The sequence below is a fragment of the Streptomyces sp. BF23-19 genome (assembly GCF_041106355.1).
Classification (GTDB): Bacteria; Actinomycetota; Actinomycetes; order Streptomycetales; family Streptomycetaceae; genus Streptomyces; species Streptomyces virginiae_A.
The window spans coordinates 150,901-165,792 of record NZ_JBGBPT010000003.1 but is presented as its reverse complement, the minus strand read 5'-3'; the positions used below and the strand labels follow the sequence as shown (position 1 = coordinate 165,792).

The following is a 14,892-nucleotide window of genomic DNA, read 5'->3' as shown; positions in this document are numbered from 1 at the left end:
ATTCAGTCGCATTCAGTTCCTGAACACCGTGATCCGCCTGGTACGGAAGGATTCCCATGTCTGAGAACCATGATGCAATCGTCACGGACGCCAAGTCGGAGGGTGGGGAGGGCTGTCCGGTAGCCCATGGACGAGCCCCGCACCCGACTCAAGGCGGCGGAAACCGCCAGTGGTGGCCCGAACGGCTCAACCTGAAGATCCTCGCCAAGAACCCCGCCGTCGCGAACCCCCTCGGCGAGGAGTTCGACTACGCCGCGGCGTTCAAGACCCTCGATCTTCCCGCGGTCAAGCGGGACATCGCGGACGTGCTGACCACCTCCCAGGACTGGTGGCCCGCCGACTTCGGCCACTACGGCCCGTTCATGATCCGTATGGCTTGGCACAGTGCGGGCACCTACCGGATCAGCGACGGCCGCGGCGGTGCCGGGGCCGGCCAGCAGCGCTTCGCGCCCCTCAACAGCTGGCCGGACAACGGCAACCTGGACAAGGCCCGCCGTCTGCTGTGGCCGGTCAAGCAGAAGTACGGCCGGAGCCTCTCGTGGGCCGACCTCATGATCCTCACCGGCAACGTGGCCCTGGAGTCGATGGGCTTCGAGACCTTCGGCTTCGGCGGAGGCCGTCCCGACGTGTGGGAGCCCGACGAGGACGTCTACTGGGGCCCCGAGACCACCTGGCTCGACGACGAGCGCTACTCCGGCGACCGCGAGTTGGAGAACCCGCTCGGCGCGGTCCAGATGGGCCTCATCTACGTCAATCCCGAGGGCCCGAACGGCAACCCCGACCCGATCGCCGCGGCGCGCGACATCCGAGAAACGTTCCGCCGGATGGCGATGAACGACGAGGAGACGGTGGCCCTGATCGCGGGCGGCCACACCTTCGGCAAGACCCACGGCGCGGGCCCGGCGGAGAGCGTCGGCGCCGACCCCGAGGCCGCCCCGCTGGAGGCGCAGGGGCTGGGCTGGAGCAATTCCTTCGGCACCGGCAAGGGTGGCGACGCGATCACCAGCGGTCTCGAGGGCATCTGGACCAACACCCCGATCACCTGGGACAACACCTTCTTCGAGATCCTGTTCGGCTATGAGTGGGAGCTGTTCAGGAGCCCCGCCGGCGCGCACCAGTGGCGGCCGAAGGACGGCGCCGGCGCGGGTACCGTGCCCGACGCCCACGACCCGTCCAGGACGCACGCCCCGACGATGCTGACGACCGACCTCTCGCTGCGGTTCGACCCGGCCTACGAGCAGATCTCCCGACGCTTCCTCGCGCACCCCGCCGAGTTCGCCGACGCGTTCGCGCGCGCGTGGTTCAAGCTGACCCACCGCGACATGGGCCCGGTCGTGCGCTACCTCGGACCGGAGGTCCCGACCGAGACGCTGCTGTGGCAGGACCCGCTCCCCGCGGTGACCCACGAGCTCGTCGACGCCGCCGATGTCGCCGCGCTCAAGCAGCAGGTCCTCGCCTCGGACCTGACGGTGTCCCAGCTCGTCTCCGTCGCGTGGGCCTCGGCCTCGTCCTTCCGTGGCAGCGACAAGCGGGGCGGCGCCAACGGCGGCCGGATCCGCCTCCAGCCGCAGAGCGGGTGGGAGGTCAACGACCCGGACCAGCTGGCCGCGGTGCTGCGTACCCTGACCGGGATCCAGGAATCCTTCAACTCCGCCCAGAGCGGCGGCAAGCGGATCTCGCTCGCGGACCTGATCGTGCTGGCCGGCACGGCCGCCGTCGAACAGGCCGCCGAGGACGGCGGGTTCGCCGTCCAGGTCCCCTTCACCGCGGGCCGCGCGGACGCGACGCAGGAACAGACGGACGTGGAGTCGTTCGCCGCGCTGGAGCCGGTCGCCGACGGGTTCCGCAACTACCTCGGGAAGGGCAACCGGTTGCCGGCCGAGTACCTGCTGCTCGACCGGGCGAACCTGCTGACCCTCAGCGCCCCCGAGATGACGGTCCTGGTCGGTGGCCTGCGCGTGCTGGGCGCGAACCACCAGCAGACCGCGCTCGGTGTCTTCACCGCGACCCCCGGGTCCCTCACCAACGACTTCTTCGTCAACCTGCTCGACCTGGGTACGACGTGGTCGGCGACGTCCGAGGACGCGAACGCGTTCGAGGGCCGCGACGCCTCCACCGGCCGGGTCAAGTGGACGGGCACCCGTGCCGACCTCGTCTTCGGGTCGAACTCGGAGCTGCGCGCGCTCGCGGAGGTCTACGCGAGCGACGACGCGAAGGAGAAGTTCGTGAAGGACTTCGTCGCGGCGTGGGACAAGGTGATGAACCTGGACCGGTTCGACCTCGCCTGATCGTGAGGTCCGGGCCGACCCCACCGGCCGGCCCGGACCTCCCCGACGTCCCGCACCACGCCTACGGCTCGGCGCGGACGCGGCCCACGACGAGCCGGACCGCGCTGATCGTCAGGTCGGGATCGTGCACCTGGACGTAGTGGTCGCTCCCGGTGGCCAGGAACTGCGGGGTCTGGGTCCCCAGCTCGACCAGCTTCTGCTGGACCTGGGGCCAGGCCCGCTCCAGGGTGTCCAGGAGGTCCTTCGAGGTTCCGGACGGAGCGGCGAACGGTTCCGTCTTGCTGAGTACGGCCATGGGGACCGCGGGCAGGGGCGGCGCGGCGCTGACGGCGTCGATCGCGCCGTCGATGTCCACCCTCTCGAAGTCGGGTCGCGCGTCGAAGGGCGTGCCGGGCCTGTCGAGCAGCGTGCGGTACGCGGCCCAGCGGGTGCCGAAGAGGGCTCGGATGTCCGTACCGAAGGCGTCGACGAAGACCAGCCCCGCCGTCTTACGGGGGTGCCGTTGGGCGTACAGCCGGGTGATCATCCCGCCGAAGGAGTGGCCGACCAGCACGTACGGGCCCGGCAGGCGGGCGGATGTCAGCAACGTGTCGAGATCGTCGGCCATCGCGGTGAGGGCGCGGGTGCCGTCGACCGGCGTGCTGCGGGTGGTGAGCGTGGGCGGGTCGACGTACCGGACGGTACCGGGCCGGTCGTAGCGGCAGACCCGGGTGAACGCCGCGACGCCGGGGAACACCGCCGGGGCTTTCGGTACGGGCGGCCGGGTGTCGGTGATGGTCCAGGTGTCGGAGGAGTCGTGCAGTCCTGACTCCAGGATGACGGTGGGGCTGCCGCTGCCCTTGCAGCTCAGATAGATCTTCCGGCCGCCGCCCACCTCGACCTGGCCGGAGAAGTCGCCGGTCGCCGGTACGGAGGAGGGCGCGGGCGGTGCGCCGCGCGGGGCCGAGGGGCCGCCGCACCCGGGAACGGCGGCCAGGAGCGCCGCCGCCAGGAGGACGGGCAGCAGCGGAATTCGGTGTCGCATCGGCTCTCCGGGTCCCTCGTCGGCGCCCCTCCCCCGATCATCCGGCACGAGGGGCCGCGGGCCCGGCATTGCCGGGCCGGGAGTCGCGGCCCCTCGGCTCCCGGGTCGCTACATGCCGGCACCGGAGGCGACCTGGGCCATCTCCCGCTCCACCGCCGCGATTTCCTCCTGACGGTCCATGAGCACCAGCTGCTCCCGGTAGCGGTTCAGGGCCTTGACGAGCAGGAGGCCCCTGGCCGGCTCCATGGCGTGCATGCGGCGTGCGGCGGCGACGGCCTCGGCCCGCAGGGCCAGGGCGGTCTCGGGCAGATGGGCGAAGTCCTGGCGGCTGTATTCGTACAACGCCTCGGCCAGCAGCGGCAGATACGCCAGTGGACTCACCTGGACGAGCACGCGGTAGGCGGCGACCTCCTGCCGGGCGGGCAGGGTCTGGGATCCCAGGAGGGCAACTCGGGCTCGGAGTACCGCGTCGTGGCTGGCGTGCGCTGAGTAGGTCATGACGGTGATTCTGAAAGCCGCACACGGGCCCGAACAAGGGCAATCCGCTGTGCCCTTGGTCCTACGAAAACGGCCTCTGACCTGTCATGATTGATACGTGTTCACCCCTGTGACCCGGGGAGCGGGTCAGCAGCCGAAGAACGACAGGCGGACCTGACGTCGGGGGTTGTCCCGGTTGGTGTCCACGAGGGTGACGGACTGCCAGGTTCCGAGTTCCAGGAGTCCGTCGATCACGGGCAGTGTCGCGTGGGGTGGGACGATCGCGGGCAGTACGTGATCCCGGCCGTGGCCGGGGGAACCGTGGCGGTGTCGCCATCGGTCGTCGGCCGGCAGCAGGGACGCCAGGGCCTTCAGAAGGTCGTCGTCGCTGCCCGCACCCGTCTCGATGACGGCGAGCCCGGCGGTCGCGTGCGGTGTGAAGATGTTGAGCAGTCCACTCCGGCCCCGCGCCACCTCCCCGAGGAACGAAGCGCAGGCGTCGGTCAGGTCATGGACGGTCTCCCGGTCCCCGGTCGTCACGTCGATGGTGCGTGAAACAAAGATGTCGGCCATGACCGCATCCTTGCGCCCGGGCCCCCCGTGGGCACGCACCCTCGGCCGGTGTCGGCCGACGCGGACCGCCGCCTCGCCCTGGCCCGCCCGACACCGACACCGGTACCGGCGCCTGATGAGCCGGTCAGTCGACACCCAGCAGACGGCGGCGGTCCTCTGGGGCGGCGGCGAACTCGGCTCGGGTCGCCCGGTGGACGATGCTCCCCTTCCGCATGACGGCGACGTGCTCGGCCACGGAGAGGGCGAGCCCGAGGTTCTGTTCCACCAGGACGACCGTCATGCCCTCCGCGCTCACCTCCCGGACCGCCTCCCCCACCTGGGACACGATCGCGGGGGCCAGGCCGTCGGACGGCTCGTCCAGGAGCAGCAGGCGCGGATTGCCCAGCAGGGCCCGGGCGATCGCGAGCATCTGTTGTTCCCCTCCGGAGAGCTCGTCGCCGCGGTGCCCGAGCCGCTCCCCCAGTCTGGGCAGCAGCTCGAGGATCCGCGCCCGGGTCCACGGCCCCCGCGCGGGGCGGCGCCGTGCGGCGATCGCGAGGTGCTCCGCCACGGTGAGCGGGGCGAACACGCGGCGTCCCTGGGGTACGACGCCCACTCCGGCCCGGGCGATGACGTCGACGCGGGCCCCGGCGATCTCCCGGCCGTCGAGGGTGACGCTGCCCTCGTAGGGCCGTACGAATCCCATGACGGTCGAGATGAGGGTGGTCTTCCCGACCCCGTTGCGCCCGAGGACGGCGATGATCCCGCCCTCCTCCGCGTCGAGGTCGACGCCGCTGAGGACCATGCCCCCGGCGTAGCCGGAGCGCAGGCCGCGCACGTGGAGGAACGGTTTCACGAGGCGACCTCCGTGGTGCCCAGGTAGGCCCGCTGGACCTCGGCGGAGGCTCGCACGTGGTCCGGGGTGCCGGTGATGAGGTGTCGGCCGAGGTGCAGGACGGTGACGGTGTCGGCGAGTTCGAAGACCATGTCGAGGTCGTGTTCGACGAGGAGTACGGTCACCTCCGCCGGCAGGGCGGCGATGAGCTCCGTGAGCCGCGCGGTCTCCGCCGGCGACATGCCGGCCGCGGGTTCGTCCAGGAGCAGCAGGCGGGGTTCGGTGGCCAGTGCGACGGCGACCTCCAGTTGCCGCCGTTCGCCGTGCGAGAGGGCGCCCGCCATCAGGTCGTGCCGGTCGGGCAGGCCCACTCGGTCCAGCAGCGAACGTGCCCGGTCGATCTCCGCGGCCCGGGCGCTCACCTTGCGCCATCCGCCGAGCCCCGTACCGGTCCGCAGCAGTGCGGCGAGCAGGACGTTCTCCAGCACGGTCTCCCGGAGGAAGAGGCTGGAGTGCTGGAAGGTCGCGGCCGTTCCGAGTCCGACCCGGCGGTGTACGGGCAGCCGGGTCACGTCCTGCCCGTCCAGGAGGATGGTTCCGCCGCTGACGGGCCGGGTTCCGGAGATGAGGCCGAACAGCGTGGATTTTCCGGCGCCGTTGGGCCCGATGATCGCGTGTCGCGCGCCGGGGCGCACGGTGAGGGACACCTCGTCGACGGCGGTGAAGGACCCGAAGCGCCGTGACACCGAGCGGAGTTCCAGTAGGTCGAGATCGTTCACGCCGTCCTCTTCCGGTTCGGCCGGTGCGGGAGCCGTACGCCGGCCAGTCCGCGGGGCAGGGTGTACACGGCGACGACGAAGAGCAGCCCGAGCAGCAACGGCCCGCGTCCGGCGACGGCTTCGAGGTTCCCGAGGTAGTCGCGGGTCAGCCAGATGAGCGCGGCCGCGACGCAGGCCCCCCACATCGAGCCCGCGCCGCCGATGACGACGGCCAGCAGGGCGAGGGCGGCGATCTCGAATCCGGCGTCGCCGGGTGAGACGAAGCGCTGCACCGAGACCCACAGCGACCCGGCGGCGCCGGCCAGTGCGGCGGCGCCGCAGTAGACGGTGAGGGCGTACCGCCGGGTGGGGTAGCCGATCGCCTTCATGCGGGGTTCGTTGTCGCGGATTCCGCGCAGGGCGAGGGCGAAGGGGGTCGAGCCCAGGCGGGTGACGACCACGAGGAGCAGCAGGAAGACGGCCAGTACGTAGAAGTGGACCAGCCCGTCGAGTTCCAGGGCGGGCAGGCCGGGCAGCGGTACGACGGGCGGGATCCCGGACAGCCCGTCGGTGCCGCCCGTCACCGGTTTCCAGTTGACGGCGGCGCTGTGGACGATCTCGCCGATGGCCAGCGTCAGCATGAGGAACACCACGCCGCGGGCCCGGACGGCGAGCCACCCGGTGGGTACGGCCACCAGCGCGGAGGCGCCCGCGGCGAGGAGGAGTTGGAGCGGTCCGACATCGGTGAGGTGCCGCGCGACGATCGCCGCGGTGTAGGCGCCGACGCCGAAGTACGCGGACTGGCCGAGGGTGGGCAGCCCGGTCAATCCGGTGAGCAGGTTCACGCTCAGCGCGAGCAGGGCGAACACCAGGATCCGCGACAGGGTGGCGACGGCGTACGAGCCGAGCAGGAAGGGGGCCAGGGCGAGCCCGAGGAGTACGAGGGCCCCCACCGCCCGGGGTGTGCCGGGTGTGCTCATGCGCGCACCGCCGAGGGGATGAGGCCCTGCGGGCGGACCACGAGCACGAGCAGCATGGTGCCGAAGAGGAGGAAGGGCGCGTACTGCGGGAGCAGCGCCACCCCGAGGGTCTGGACCTGGCCGACGAGCAGGGCCCCGGCGAGGGCGCCGCGCACGGATCCGAGGCCGCCGACGACCACGACGACGAGGGAGAGGACGAGGACGCTCTCGTCGACGCCCGGCCCGGGGCCCAGGATCGGCGCGCCCAGGACACCCCCGACCGTGGCCAGGGCGGCGCCGAGCGCGAAGACTCCGTAGAGGACCTTGCGGATGTCGACGCCCTGGGCGCGGACCATGTCCCGGTCGGCGACGGTGGCCCGGACGAGTGCTCCGAGCGAGCTGCGCTCGAAGAGGAGGTGGACGAGGACCGCGAGGCAGGCCGCGACGGCGATGAACACGAGCCGGTACACCGGATAGGTGTGGCCGAGCAGGTCCACCGTCCCGCGCAGCGGGTTCGGCGGGTCCGTGGGCAGTACCTCCCCGCCGAAGGCCGCCGCGAGGAGGTCGGCCACGATGAAGGTGATGCCCAGGGTGAGCACGGCCTGGTCCAGGTGCCCGCGCCGGGCCAGCGGCTGGGTGAGCAGGGTCAGTACCGCTCCCCCGAGGGCGCCCACCAGAGCGCCGGCCGCGAGGGCCAGGAGCAGGCCCGGGAGGGTTCCGTCGGAGAGGGTGTAGGCGGTGTAGGCCCCGGCGAGGTAGAGCGTGCCGTGTGCCAGGTTGAGGACGTCCATCATGCCGAAGACCAGGGAGAGGCCGACGGCGATCGTGAACAGCAGCAGTCCGAAGGCGATCCCGTCGACGACGCCGACGAGGTTGCCGTCCAGCCAACCGGCCATGTCAGCCGCCCAGTCGGCCGAGGTCGCCGGCGACGGTGTTGGCGCCCTGCTTCACCTCGCGCAGGTACCAGGGCTGGATCGGTGTGCCGCCGCTGTTGAACCGCCAGGTGCCGCGCGGGCTGTCGATGTCCCCCACCGTGGCGAGGGCGGCGTTCACCGTCTCCGAGGTGACGCTGCCGCCGGCCGCCCCGATCGCCTTGTCGAGTACCTGCGCCGCGTCCCATGAGGCCATCGCGTAGGTGGTCGGGTCCGTGCCGTGGGCGGCCCGGTAGGCGGGTGCGAACTGCCGGTTGGCGGGGTTGTCCAGGTCGGCGCTGTAGTTGAGGGAGGTGAGGATGCCGTCGGCAGCGTCCCCCTGCCCCTTGAGCACGCCGCCCTCGGTGAGGAAGCCGGGTGCGTAGAGCGGGATCTTTCCTGCCAGTCCGAAGTCGCGGTACTGCTTCACGAAGTCGACGGCCGCGCCGCCGGCGTAGAAGCAGAAGACCGCCTTCGCACCGGAGTTCTGGATCTGGGAGAGGTAGGGCTGGAAGTTCTTGGTGCCCGGGAAGGGGGTGTAGACCTCCTCCCCCGCGATCGTGCCGCCGGCGGGCAGGAAGGTGGACTTGAAGCCTTCGATCTCGTCCTTGCCCGCCTGGTAGCCCGCGGCGATGAGGAAGACCGGGCCCCCGGCCCGCTCGGCGACGTGTTCGCCGGCCGCCTTGCCCGGTTCGTCGTTGACGTACGAGGTGCGCCAGATGTACTTGGTGCCGGTCAGGGTCGTGGGCGAGGCGTTCGAGCCGACGAGCGGGATCCGACTGCTCTCGAACAGGTCCTTGACCCCGTTGACGGTGGCCGAGCTCACCACTCCGCTGACCGCCAGGACCCGGTCCTGTTTGACGAGCTTCTCCGCCGCCGCCTTCCCCGAGTCCGCCGTCTCGCCCTCGTCCGCGACCACGATCTGCACCTCGCGGCCGCCGAGCCTGCCGCCGTGCTGTCGGACGTAGAGCTCGAAGCCCTGCTTCATGTCGTCGCCGAGTGCCTTGTAGGTCCCGGACCGTGGGACGAGGAGCCCGATCTTCACGGGCCCGCTCCGCTTGTTGTCGTCACCCGTGCCGAGGCTCGCTCCGCCGCATCCCGTGGCCAGCAAGAGGCCTGTGGTGACGGTGATCAGAGCCAGGGGGCGAAACCGACCTGCCATGGAGACTCCGTACGTTGTCAACCGGTCCTCTCGGACCGGATGTTGCTCCTGAGGTGACACGTGTCTATCGCGTAATTGCGACGCTCGTCAAGACTTCGCAAGATACCTGCCGGAGAGCCGTCGAGTCTCTTGACCCGCCCGTCACGTATGCCGTAGCACTAGCCCTCGTCAATTTCACGCCATACTGCCTCGGTGGGCGAAGCCACGATCCGTCAGGGAGTGAAGCACCATGACCGACGATCCATCACGGCGCAGAATCCTCAGGAACACCGGGGTGCTGACCGGCGCCGCACTGCTCTCCGGCGTCCCCGGCGGACCGGCCGGCACGGCGCACGCCGCGCCCTCGGCGGGCGGGTCCTCACCCGTCGTCGAGCTGCCCGCGGGCCGGTTGCGCGGGGCCGTCGAGGGCGGGCTCACCGTGTTCAAGGGCGTGCCCTACGCGGCGCCCCCGGTCGGCCCCCTGCGGTGGCGCCCCGCCCAGCCGCATCCCGGCTGGGCGGGAACGCGCGACGCGACCGCCTTCGGGCCGAGCGCCCCGCAGCTCTACCGGGAGGGCGGCGACCCGGTGCTGGGCAACCACGGCGCTCCCCCGTTCAGCGAGGACTGTCTCACGCTCAACGTATGGACGCCCGGGGCCGACGACGCCGGGCGACCGGTGCTGGTCTGGATCCACGGCGGCGGCTTCATCTCGGGATCGGGCTCCCTGCCCCAGTACTCCGGCGAGACCTTCGCCCGGGACGGCGACCTGGTCGTGGTGACCCTCAACTACCGCCTCGGACCACTGGGTTACCTCTACTTCGGTGAGGAAGGAGCCGACGGGAACTTCTGGTTCACCGACCAGCTCGCCGCGCTGCGCTGGGTACGGGACAACATCGCCGCGTTCGGCGGCGACCCGGACCGGATCACCCTCGCCGGACAGTCCGGCGGGGCGCTGTCGGTCGCGGCCCTCGCCGGGGCCCGCCCCACCGGCCGCCCGCTGTTCCGGCGCGCCATCCTGCAGAGCCCGCCGCTCGGCCTGCATATCCCCACCCGCGCGGAGTCACTGGAGCGCAGCGCCACCTACCTCGACATCCTCGGCGCCAAGAACGTGGCGGAACTACGGGCGCTCCCCTGGCCCCAGCTGATCGGCGCCACGATCGAGATGTTCCGGCGGACCGGACGCTGGGGATACTGGTCGACCCCGTTCCTGCCGGTGCTCGACGGGGTGACGCTGACCCGCGGCCCGGCCGACCTGCTCCTGACCGGCCCAGGGGCGGACATCGACCTGCTGATCGGGTGGACCAGGGAGGAGGCCGCCTTCGCCTTCGCCCTGAGCGAGCCGTACGCCGCCGCCACGAAGGAGCAGGTGCTCGCCCGAGCGCGGGACACCTTCGGGGCCCGGGCGGCGGAGGCCTACACGGCGTACGAGGAAGCCCGGCCGGTCGACGTACTCATGGACCTGATCGGCGACGATCTGTTCCGCATGCCCGGCATCGACCTGGCCGAGCGGCGGGCGGCCCGCGGTCGGCCGGCCTGGGCCTACCAGTTCGACCTGCCGACGCCCGCGTACGGCGGCCAACTGGGGGCGGCGCACTGTCTGGAGCTGCCGTTCGTGTTCCACAACTTCGACAAGTGGGCGCAGGCGCCGTTCCTGGCGGGGCTGAACCCCCGGATCCGTGACGGGCTCGCCGGAGCCGTGCACGCGTCCTGGATCTCCTTCGTCCGCAGCGGCGACCCCAACCACGGCCCGATGCCCGACTGGCCCCGCTACGAACGCGGTTCCCGGACCACGATGCGCCTGGACTCGGTCACCGCCGCCGTCGACGACCTCGCCGGGTACTGGCGGCGCCTGCGCCGTCCGACGGCGAACCGGGCCGTCTCCTAGGGAACTCGTGCGACCTCAGGCCTCGGCCAGGCCTGTGACCTCCCGCACGTGGCGCAGGCTGGGCGGGGCGAGCACCTCGTTCAGCTGCTGGAAGATCTGCCGCGCGGCGACCGCGTTCCAGTCCGCGGGGAGCAGTTCGGCGGGCAGTCCGGGGTCGAGGTAGGGGAGGCGGCGCCACTGGGTGAGCATCGGGACGTAGTGGCGGAAGGCCTCGGCGCCGTCGATGGCGGGCTGCTCGGCCAGGCTCGCGGCGACGGGGCCGTAGGCCTCGGTGAAGCCCGCGTACTGCTCCTCGATCGCCGGGAAGTCCCACCAGGAGCTGACCGTGGCGGGCAGGTCGCTGAAGGCCGCGTACTCGGCGGCGAACAGGTGCACGTACTCGCTGAGCCCGAGCCGGACGAGCATGTCGCGGGCGTCCGGGAGGAGGCGGCCGGGCGCCAGCCACACGCCCGGGGCGATGTTCCCGAAGCCCAGCCAGGTCAGCCGGGTGCGCAGCTGGTAGCGGTAGGAGCGCTCGGACTCCGGTACGGAGAAGACGGCCATGGCCCAGCCGTCGCTCAGCTTCGCCGGTTCCAGGCTGCCGAAGATGCGCCGGTCGCCCTCGTCGAAGACGGGCTGCGCCCCCGGGCTGAGTCGGTAGCCGGTGGCGCCGCGGCGTTCAGGTTCGAGGACGCCCTTCTTCTTGAGCCGGGAGATCGCCGAGCGCGCCGCCGGGCCGTCCACGTCCAGTTCGGACATCAGGGTGATCAGGTCGGCGACCGAGATCCAGCCGCCGAGGCGTCGCAGGAACGCCCCGTAGACCGTGTTGATCAACGAGCTGGGCCTGAGGGGACTGTCCGCCATGATCGCCTTCCGTCGTATGCGGTGGCGATCCTATCGACCTGGGCGAACGCGCCGCCGCCCAGGTCACGGTCCCCGGCGGCGGGCTCAGAGACGGGCGGCCCGCTTCAGGAGCCCGAGGTCGACGAACTTGAAGTCGGTGTCGGTACGGGCCTCGCCGTCGGCTCCGGTGGTCGCCGGGGTGTTGTGGCCGTCCTGGACGACCAGCAGGCCGTTCGGGAACCTCTTGCCCAGCGGTGCGGTCGTGACGGCGGCGCCGTCGCACTCCTGCGAGCCGTCCGGCGAGCCGGGCTTCGTACCGTCACCGATGCGGAAGCCGCCGACGTACGCGTTGCCGTGCTCGCGGTCGAAGACGGCGAAGGTGTCGTCGCCCTGGCTGGACGCGAGCAGGTAGCCGCGGCGGCCGGGCTGCTTCGGGTCGCGCCAGATGGTGAGGCCCTCGACGTCGGCGGAGACGTGCCGGCCGCCGAAGCCGGGGTCGGCGCCCGCGTCGCACTCCTCCGTCTCGGGGTTCCAGGTGCCGGGCACGCCGAACGAGCGGACCTTCTCGACGAGGCGGGCGGGGGACCGCAGGTCGGCGTCGAGCTTCCAGATGCCGACGTCTTCCTGACCGGCGTAGAGGTCACCGGTGTCGGGATCGACGACCATGCCCTCGACCTGGGGCCGCTCGCCCGGTTCGCCGCACGGCGTCCAGGTCGTGCCGTTCGGCAGGGTGAAGGAGGCGGGCAGCGAGGTGGTGCGGACGGTGCGGTAGCCGACCTTGCCCCGGGCGTTCGGCAGCAGTTCGGCCAGCGCGAGGTCGGTGGCGTGGCGCTGGCTGGTGACCGCGTACGAGCGGCCGCTGCGGCGGTCGGTGTAGGCGGCCAGGCCGTAGGCGGTCCGCTGGTCGTTGACCTCGTCCTGACCGGTGGAGAAGACCTGCGGGGCGGCCGTCTCGTCGGTGACGTCGACCAGCGGGGCGGTGGGCCGCTTCGGGTCGATGCGGTAGACGCGCAGCTGGTCGCGGCCGCGGTCGGAGACGACGGCCACGTCGTGCCGGCCGTCCGGGAAGCGGAGTCCGGAGATCAGGTCGACGTTGTTGAAGCGTCCGGGCTTGTCGCCCTCCCTCGGCGGCGCGGGCGCGGGCAGGGACTGCACCTGGCGTCCGTCCAGGTCGTAGACGCGCAGGCCGCCCTCCTTGGCGGTGGCGATGACCAGGCTGGCGTCGGGGTTCCGGGCGTTGCGCCAGATCGCCGGGTCGTCGGCGTTCGCGTTGCCGCCGGCCTCGTCGTCGAAGAGGGAGGGCGTCTCGACGGAGGCCGTCACCTGCGGCAGCGACGGTGTCGTGCCGCCGTGGTCCGCGTGGGCGTGCGCCGGTCCGGCGATCGCCCCCAGGGCCACCATGGCGGCCGCGGCCACGACCGGGGTCCGCCTGCTCGGGATCACGCGCATCTTGCCTCCTGTGGGGTGTACGGGGTGCGGCCGGCCGGGTGGTGCGCCGGGGGCCTCCGGCGTCCCGCGACGGGCCGCCCCCACCGTGGGCCACGTTCGGGTGACGACCATGGAGCAGGCATGACGTGCGCATGACTGAATGGTGAAATCCGGCGGCCCCGGGGCCTTCCCAGGGGCTTTCTTAGCGGAACGTTAGATCTGCGTGGCGGACCTTGTCCGGGTACAACGGTCGCCGCATGCTCTGGACACTCCCCCATCGCCGGGGCAGTTCTGCCGTCCCTCATCAGGGACTTCCCTCTGGAGCCGCCATGTCCTCGTCCGCCGTCATGCCCGCGTCGCCGCCCGGGGACGAGCGCAGGAAGCGCCGTCTGGCCCTGGTCGGCGGCTCGCTCGGCAATCTCGTCGAGTGGTACGACTGGTTCGTCTACGCCAGCTTCGCGATCTACTTCGCCGATTCCTTCTTCCCCGGCGACAACCCGACCACCCAGCTGATGAACACGGCCGGGATCTTCGCCGTCGGCTTCCTGATGCGTCCCGTCGGCGGGTGGATCCTGGGGCGCGCCGCCGACCGGCACGGGCGCAAGAGCGCGCTCACCCTGACCGTCACCATGATGTCGGTGGCCGCCCTGCTGATCGCCGTCGCCCCGACCTACGGGCAGGCCGGGTACTTCGGCGCCCTGGTGCTGCTGCTCGCACGGCTGCTCCAGGGGATGAGCATCGGCGGCGAGTACGCGGCCAGCGCCACCTACCTGACCGAGGCGTCGGCCCGCAACCGGCGGGGGCTGGGCTCGTCCTTCCAGTACGTGTCGATGACCTGCGGCCAGCTGCTCGGACTGGGCATCCTGATCACCCTCCAGCACACCCTGACCACGGCCCAGTTGGAGAGCTGGGGCTGGCGGATCCCGTTCCTCGTCGGGGCGTTGTTCGCGGTGATCGTCTTCTGGCTGCGGCGCCGGCTGCAGGAGACCGACGCCTTCAAGGAGGAGGCGGCGTCGGCGCCGGGCGAGGACGCCCACGACGACAGCACGCGCGGCACGCTGAAGGCCCTGTGGCACTACCGGCGGCAGGCCGGGCTGGTCATGGCCCTCACCCTCGGCGGCACCGTGGCCTACTACACCTACACCACCTACCTCACCAAGTACCTGGTCGGCAGCGCGGGCATGGAGAAGACCACCGCCACGCTCGTCAGCTTCACCGCGTTGACCCTCTTCGCCGTGCTGCAGCCCTTCGCCGGCATGCTGTCCGACCGGATCGGCCGCCGGCCGCTGCTGATCACCTTCGCCGTGGGCTGCACCGTCGGCACGTACCCGATCATGACCGCCCTCGGATCGGCGTCCTCGTACTGGTCCGCGCTCGGGCTGTCCCTGCTGGCCCTGGTCGTCGTCACCGGCTACACGTCCATCAACGCGGCGGTGAAGGCCGAGCTGTTCCCGACCCGGGTGCGCGCCCTGGGCGTGGCGCTGCCGTACGCGATCGCCAACGCCCTCTTCGGCGGCACGGCGGAGTACGTGGCGCTGTGGTTCAAGAACAGCGGGCACGAGAAGATGTTCTTCTGGTACGTCTCCGGGTGCGCGCTGATCTCCCTCGTCACCTACGTGCTCATGCCGGACACCCGCAACGCCGCCCTGAGCCGTGCCGAGGCCGAGGCCGACGGTGAGGCCGAGACCGAAGGTGAGGCCGAACGGGAACGGCCGGCGGCGGCTTCCGCCGAGGCGGCCCGCTGATCGTCCGAGCTCGTGGCCCGGTGGCCCGTGGCCCGGTCCGGCGGCTCCCGTAAGCTGCTGCGCCGGG

General features: G+C 71.6%; 13 protein-coding genes. 3 read left to right on the top strand and 10 right to left on the bottom strand.

The window, feature by feature from the left end:
- Positions 1 to 56: 56 nt before the first annotated feature.
- On the top strand, positions 57 to 2,288 hold the full coding sequence (katG, locus tag AB8A24_RS03150) for a catalase/peroxidase HPI (RefSeq protein WP_369474580.1): 2,232 nt from the start codon (positions 57 to 59) through the stop codon (positions 2,286 to 2,288).
- Positions 2,289 to 2,349: 61 nt separating this feature from the next.
- Here the strand turns inward: katG and AB8A24_RS03145 are convergent, their stop codons facing one another.
- The 8 genes from AB8A24_RS03145 to AB8A24_RS03110 all read right to left on the bottom strand — a co-directional run bounded on the left by AB8A24_RS03145 (position 2,350) and on the right by AB8A24_RS03110 (position 8,966).
- Positions 2,350 to 3,312 (bottom strand): alpha/beta fold hydrolase, encoded by a 963-nt coding sequence (locus AB8A24_RS03145; protein ID WP_369474578.1) that lies wholly within the window; start codon positions 3,310 to 3,312, stop codon positions 2,350 to 2,352.
- A 108-nt stretch (positions 3,313 to 3,420) separates the two neighbouring features.
- Positions 3,421 to 3,810, bottom strand: coding sequence for a hypothetical protein (locus AB8A24_RS03140; RefSeq protein ID WP_328959908.1), 390 nt, complete (start codon positions 3,808 to 3,810; stop codon positions 3,421 to 3,423).
- Between the two features lie 126 nt (positions 3,811 to 3,936).
- Positions 3,937 to 4,362 (bottom strand): secondary thiamine-phosphate synthase enzyme YjbQ, encoded by a 426-nt coding sequence (locus tag AB8A24_RS03135; RefSeq protein WP_030721915.1) that lies wholly within the window; start codon positions 4,360 to 4,362, stop codon positions 3,937 to 3,939.
- Positions 4,363 to 4,486: 124 nt separating this feature from the next.
- Positions 4,487 to 5,146 carry an ABC transporter ATP-binding protein gene (locus tag AB8A24_RS03130; RefSeq protein WP_369474627.1) on the bottom strand — a complete coding sequence of 220 codons (660 nt, stop codon included), beginning with the start codon at positions 5,144 to 5,146 and terminating at the stop codon, positions 4,487 to 4,489.
- 47 nt (positions 5,147 to 5,193) lie between these two features.
- Entirely contained in the window at positions 5,194 to 5,955 is a 762-nt protein-coding gene (locus tag AB8A24_RS03125; RefSeq protein WP_369474576.1) for an ABC transporter ATP-binding protein, read from the bottom strand.
- Positions 5,952 to 6,914 carry a branched-chain amino acid ABC transporter permease gene (locus tag AB8A24_RS03120; protein ID WP_328959911.1) on the bottom strand — a complete coding sequence of 321 codons (963 nt, stop codon included), beginning with the start codon at positions 6,912 to 6,914 and terminating at the stop codon, positions 5,952 to 5,954. Before AB8A24_RS03120 ends, AB8A24_RS03125 begins: the two co-directional genes overlap by 4 nt.
- Complete coding sequence (locus tag AB8A24_RS03115) at positions 6,911 to 7,789, bottom strand: branched-chain amino acid ABC transporter permease (protein WP_328959912.1); 879 nt, start codon at positions 7,787 to 7,789, stop codon at positions 6,911 to 6,913. The genes AB8A24_RS03120 and AB8A24_RS03115 overlap by 4 nt, the downstream gene beginning before the upstream one ends.
- A gap of 1 nt (position 7,790) precedes the next feature.
- On the bottom strand, positions 7,791 to 8,966 hold the full coding sequence (locus AB8A24_RS03110; protein ID WP_369474574.1) for an ABC transporter substrate-binding protein: 1,176 nt from the start codon (positions 8,964 to 8,966) through the stop codon (positions 7,791 to 7,793).
- A 229-nt stretch (positions 8,967 to 9,195) separates the two neighbouring features.
- On the opposite strand from AB8A24_RS03110, the gene AB8A24_RS03105 reads away from it, so the two are divergent.
- Positions 9,196 to 10,830: a carboxylesterase/lipase family protein gene (locus tag AB8A24_RS03105; protein WP_369474570.1), complete on the top strand. Its 1,635-nt coding sequence runs from the start codon at positions 9,196 to 9,198 to the stop codon at positions 10,828 to 10,830.
- A 15-nt stretch (positions 10,831 to 10,845) separates the two neighbouring features.
- On the opposite strand, the gene AB8A24_RS03100 is transcribed toward AB8A24_RS03105, so the two are convergent.
- Together AB8A24_RS03100 and AB8A24_RS03095 are read right to left on the bottom strand one after the other, a co-directional pair.
- Positions 10,846 to 11,673, bottom strand: a complete 828-nt coding sequence (locus tag AB8A24_RS03100; protein WP_369474568.1) for a PaaX family transcriptional regulator C-terminal domain-containing protein — start codon at positions 11,671 to 11,673, stop codon at positions 10,846 to 10,848.
- Between the two features lie 84 nt (positions 11,674 to 11,757).
- The gene (locus AB8A24_RS03095) at positions 11,758 to 13,101 is read right to left on the bottom strand and encodes a phytase (RefSeq protein WP_369474567.1); all 1,344 of its coding nucleotides are present in this window, start codon (positions 13,099 to 13,101) and stop codon (positions 11,758 to 11,760) included.
- Positions 13,102 to 13,427: 326 nt separating this feature from the next.
- On the opposite strand from AB8A24_RS03095, the gene AB8A24_RS03090 reads away from it, so the two are divergent.
- The gene (locus AB8A24_RS03090; RefSeq protein WP_369474625.1) at positions 13,428 to 14,825 is read left to right on the top strand and encodes an MFS transporter; all 1,398 of its coding nucleotides are present in this window, start codon (positions 13,428 to 13,430) and stop codon (positions 14,823 to 14,825) included.
- Positions 14,826 to 14,892: the final 67 nt, after the last annotated feature.

Excerpts from the sequence above, each read along its gene's own strand:
- katG (WP_369474580.1), top strand. The coding sequence starts at position 57 with ATGTCTGAGAACCATGATGCAATCGTCACGGACGCCAAGTCGGAGGGT.
- AB8A24_RS03145 (WP_369474578.1), bottom strand. The coding sequence starts at position 3,312 with ATGCGACACCGAATTCCGCTGCTGCCCGTCCTCCTGGCGGCGGCGCTC.
- AB8A24_RS03140 (WP_328959908.1), bottom strand. The coding sequence starts at position 3,810 with ATGACCTACTCAGCGCACGCCAGCCACGACGCGGTACTCCGAGCCCGA.
- AB8A24_RS03135 (WP_030721915.1), bottom strand. The coding sequence starts at position 4,362 with ATGGCCGACATCTTTGTTTCACGCACCATCGACGTGACGACCGGGGAC.
- AB8A24_RS03130 (WP_369474627.1), bottom strand. The coding sequence starts at position 5,146 with ATGGTCCTCAGCGGCGTCGACCTCGACGCGGAGGAGGGCGGGATCATC.
- AB8A24_RS03120 (WP_328959911.1), bottom strand. The coding sequence starts at position 6,914 with ATGAGCACACCCGGCACACCCCGGGCGGTGGGGGCCCTCGTACTCCTC.
- AB8A24_RS03115 (WP_328959912.1), bottom strand. The coding sequence starts at position 7,789 with ATGGCCGGTTGGCTGGACGGCAACCTCGTCGGCGTCGTCGACGGGATC.
- AB8A24_RS03110 (WP_369474574.1), bottom strand. The coding sequence starts at position 8,966 with ATGGCAGGTCGGTTTCGCCCCCTGGCTCTGATCACCGTCACCACAGGC.
- AB8A24_RS03105 (WP_369474570.1), top strand. The coding sequence starts at position 9,196 with ATGACCGACGATCCATCACGGCGCAGAATCCTCAGGAACACCGGGGTG.
- AB8A24_RS03100 (WP_369474568.1), bottom strand. The coding sequence starts at position 11,673 with ATGGCGGACAGTCCCCTCAGGCCCAGCTCGTTGATCAACACGGTCTAC.
- AB8A24_RS03095 (WP_369474567.1), bottom strand. The coding sequence starts at position 13,101 with ATGCGCGTGATCCCGAGCAGGCGGACCCCGGTCGTGGCCGCGGCCGCC.
- AB8A24_RS03090 (WP_369474625.1), top strand. The coding sequence starts at position 13,428 with ATGCCCGCGTCGCCGCCCGGGGACGAGCGCAGGAAGCGCCGTCTGGCC.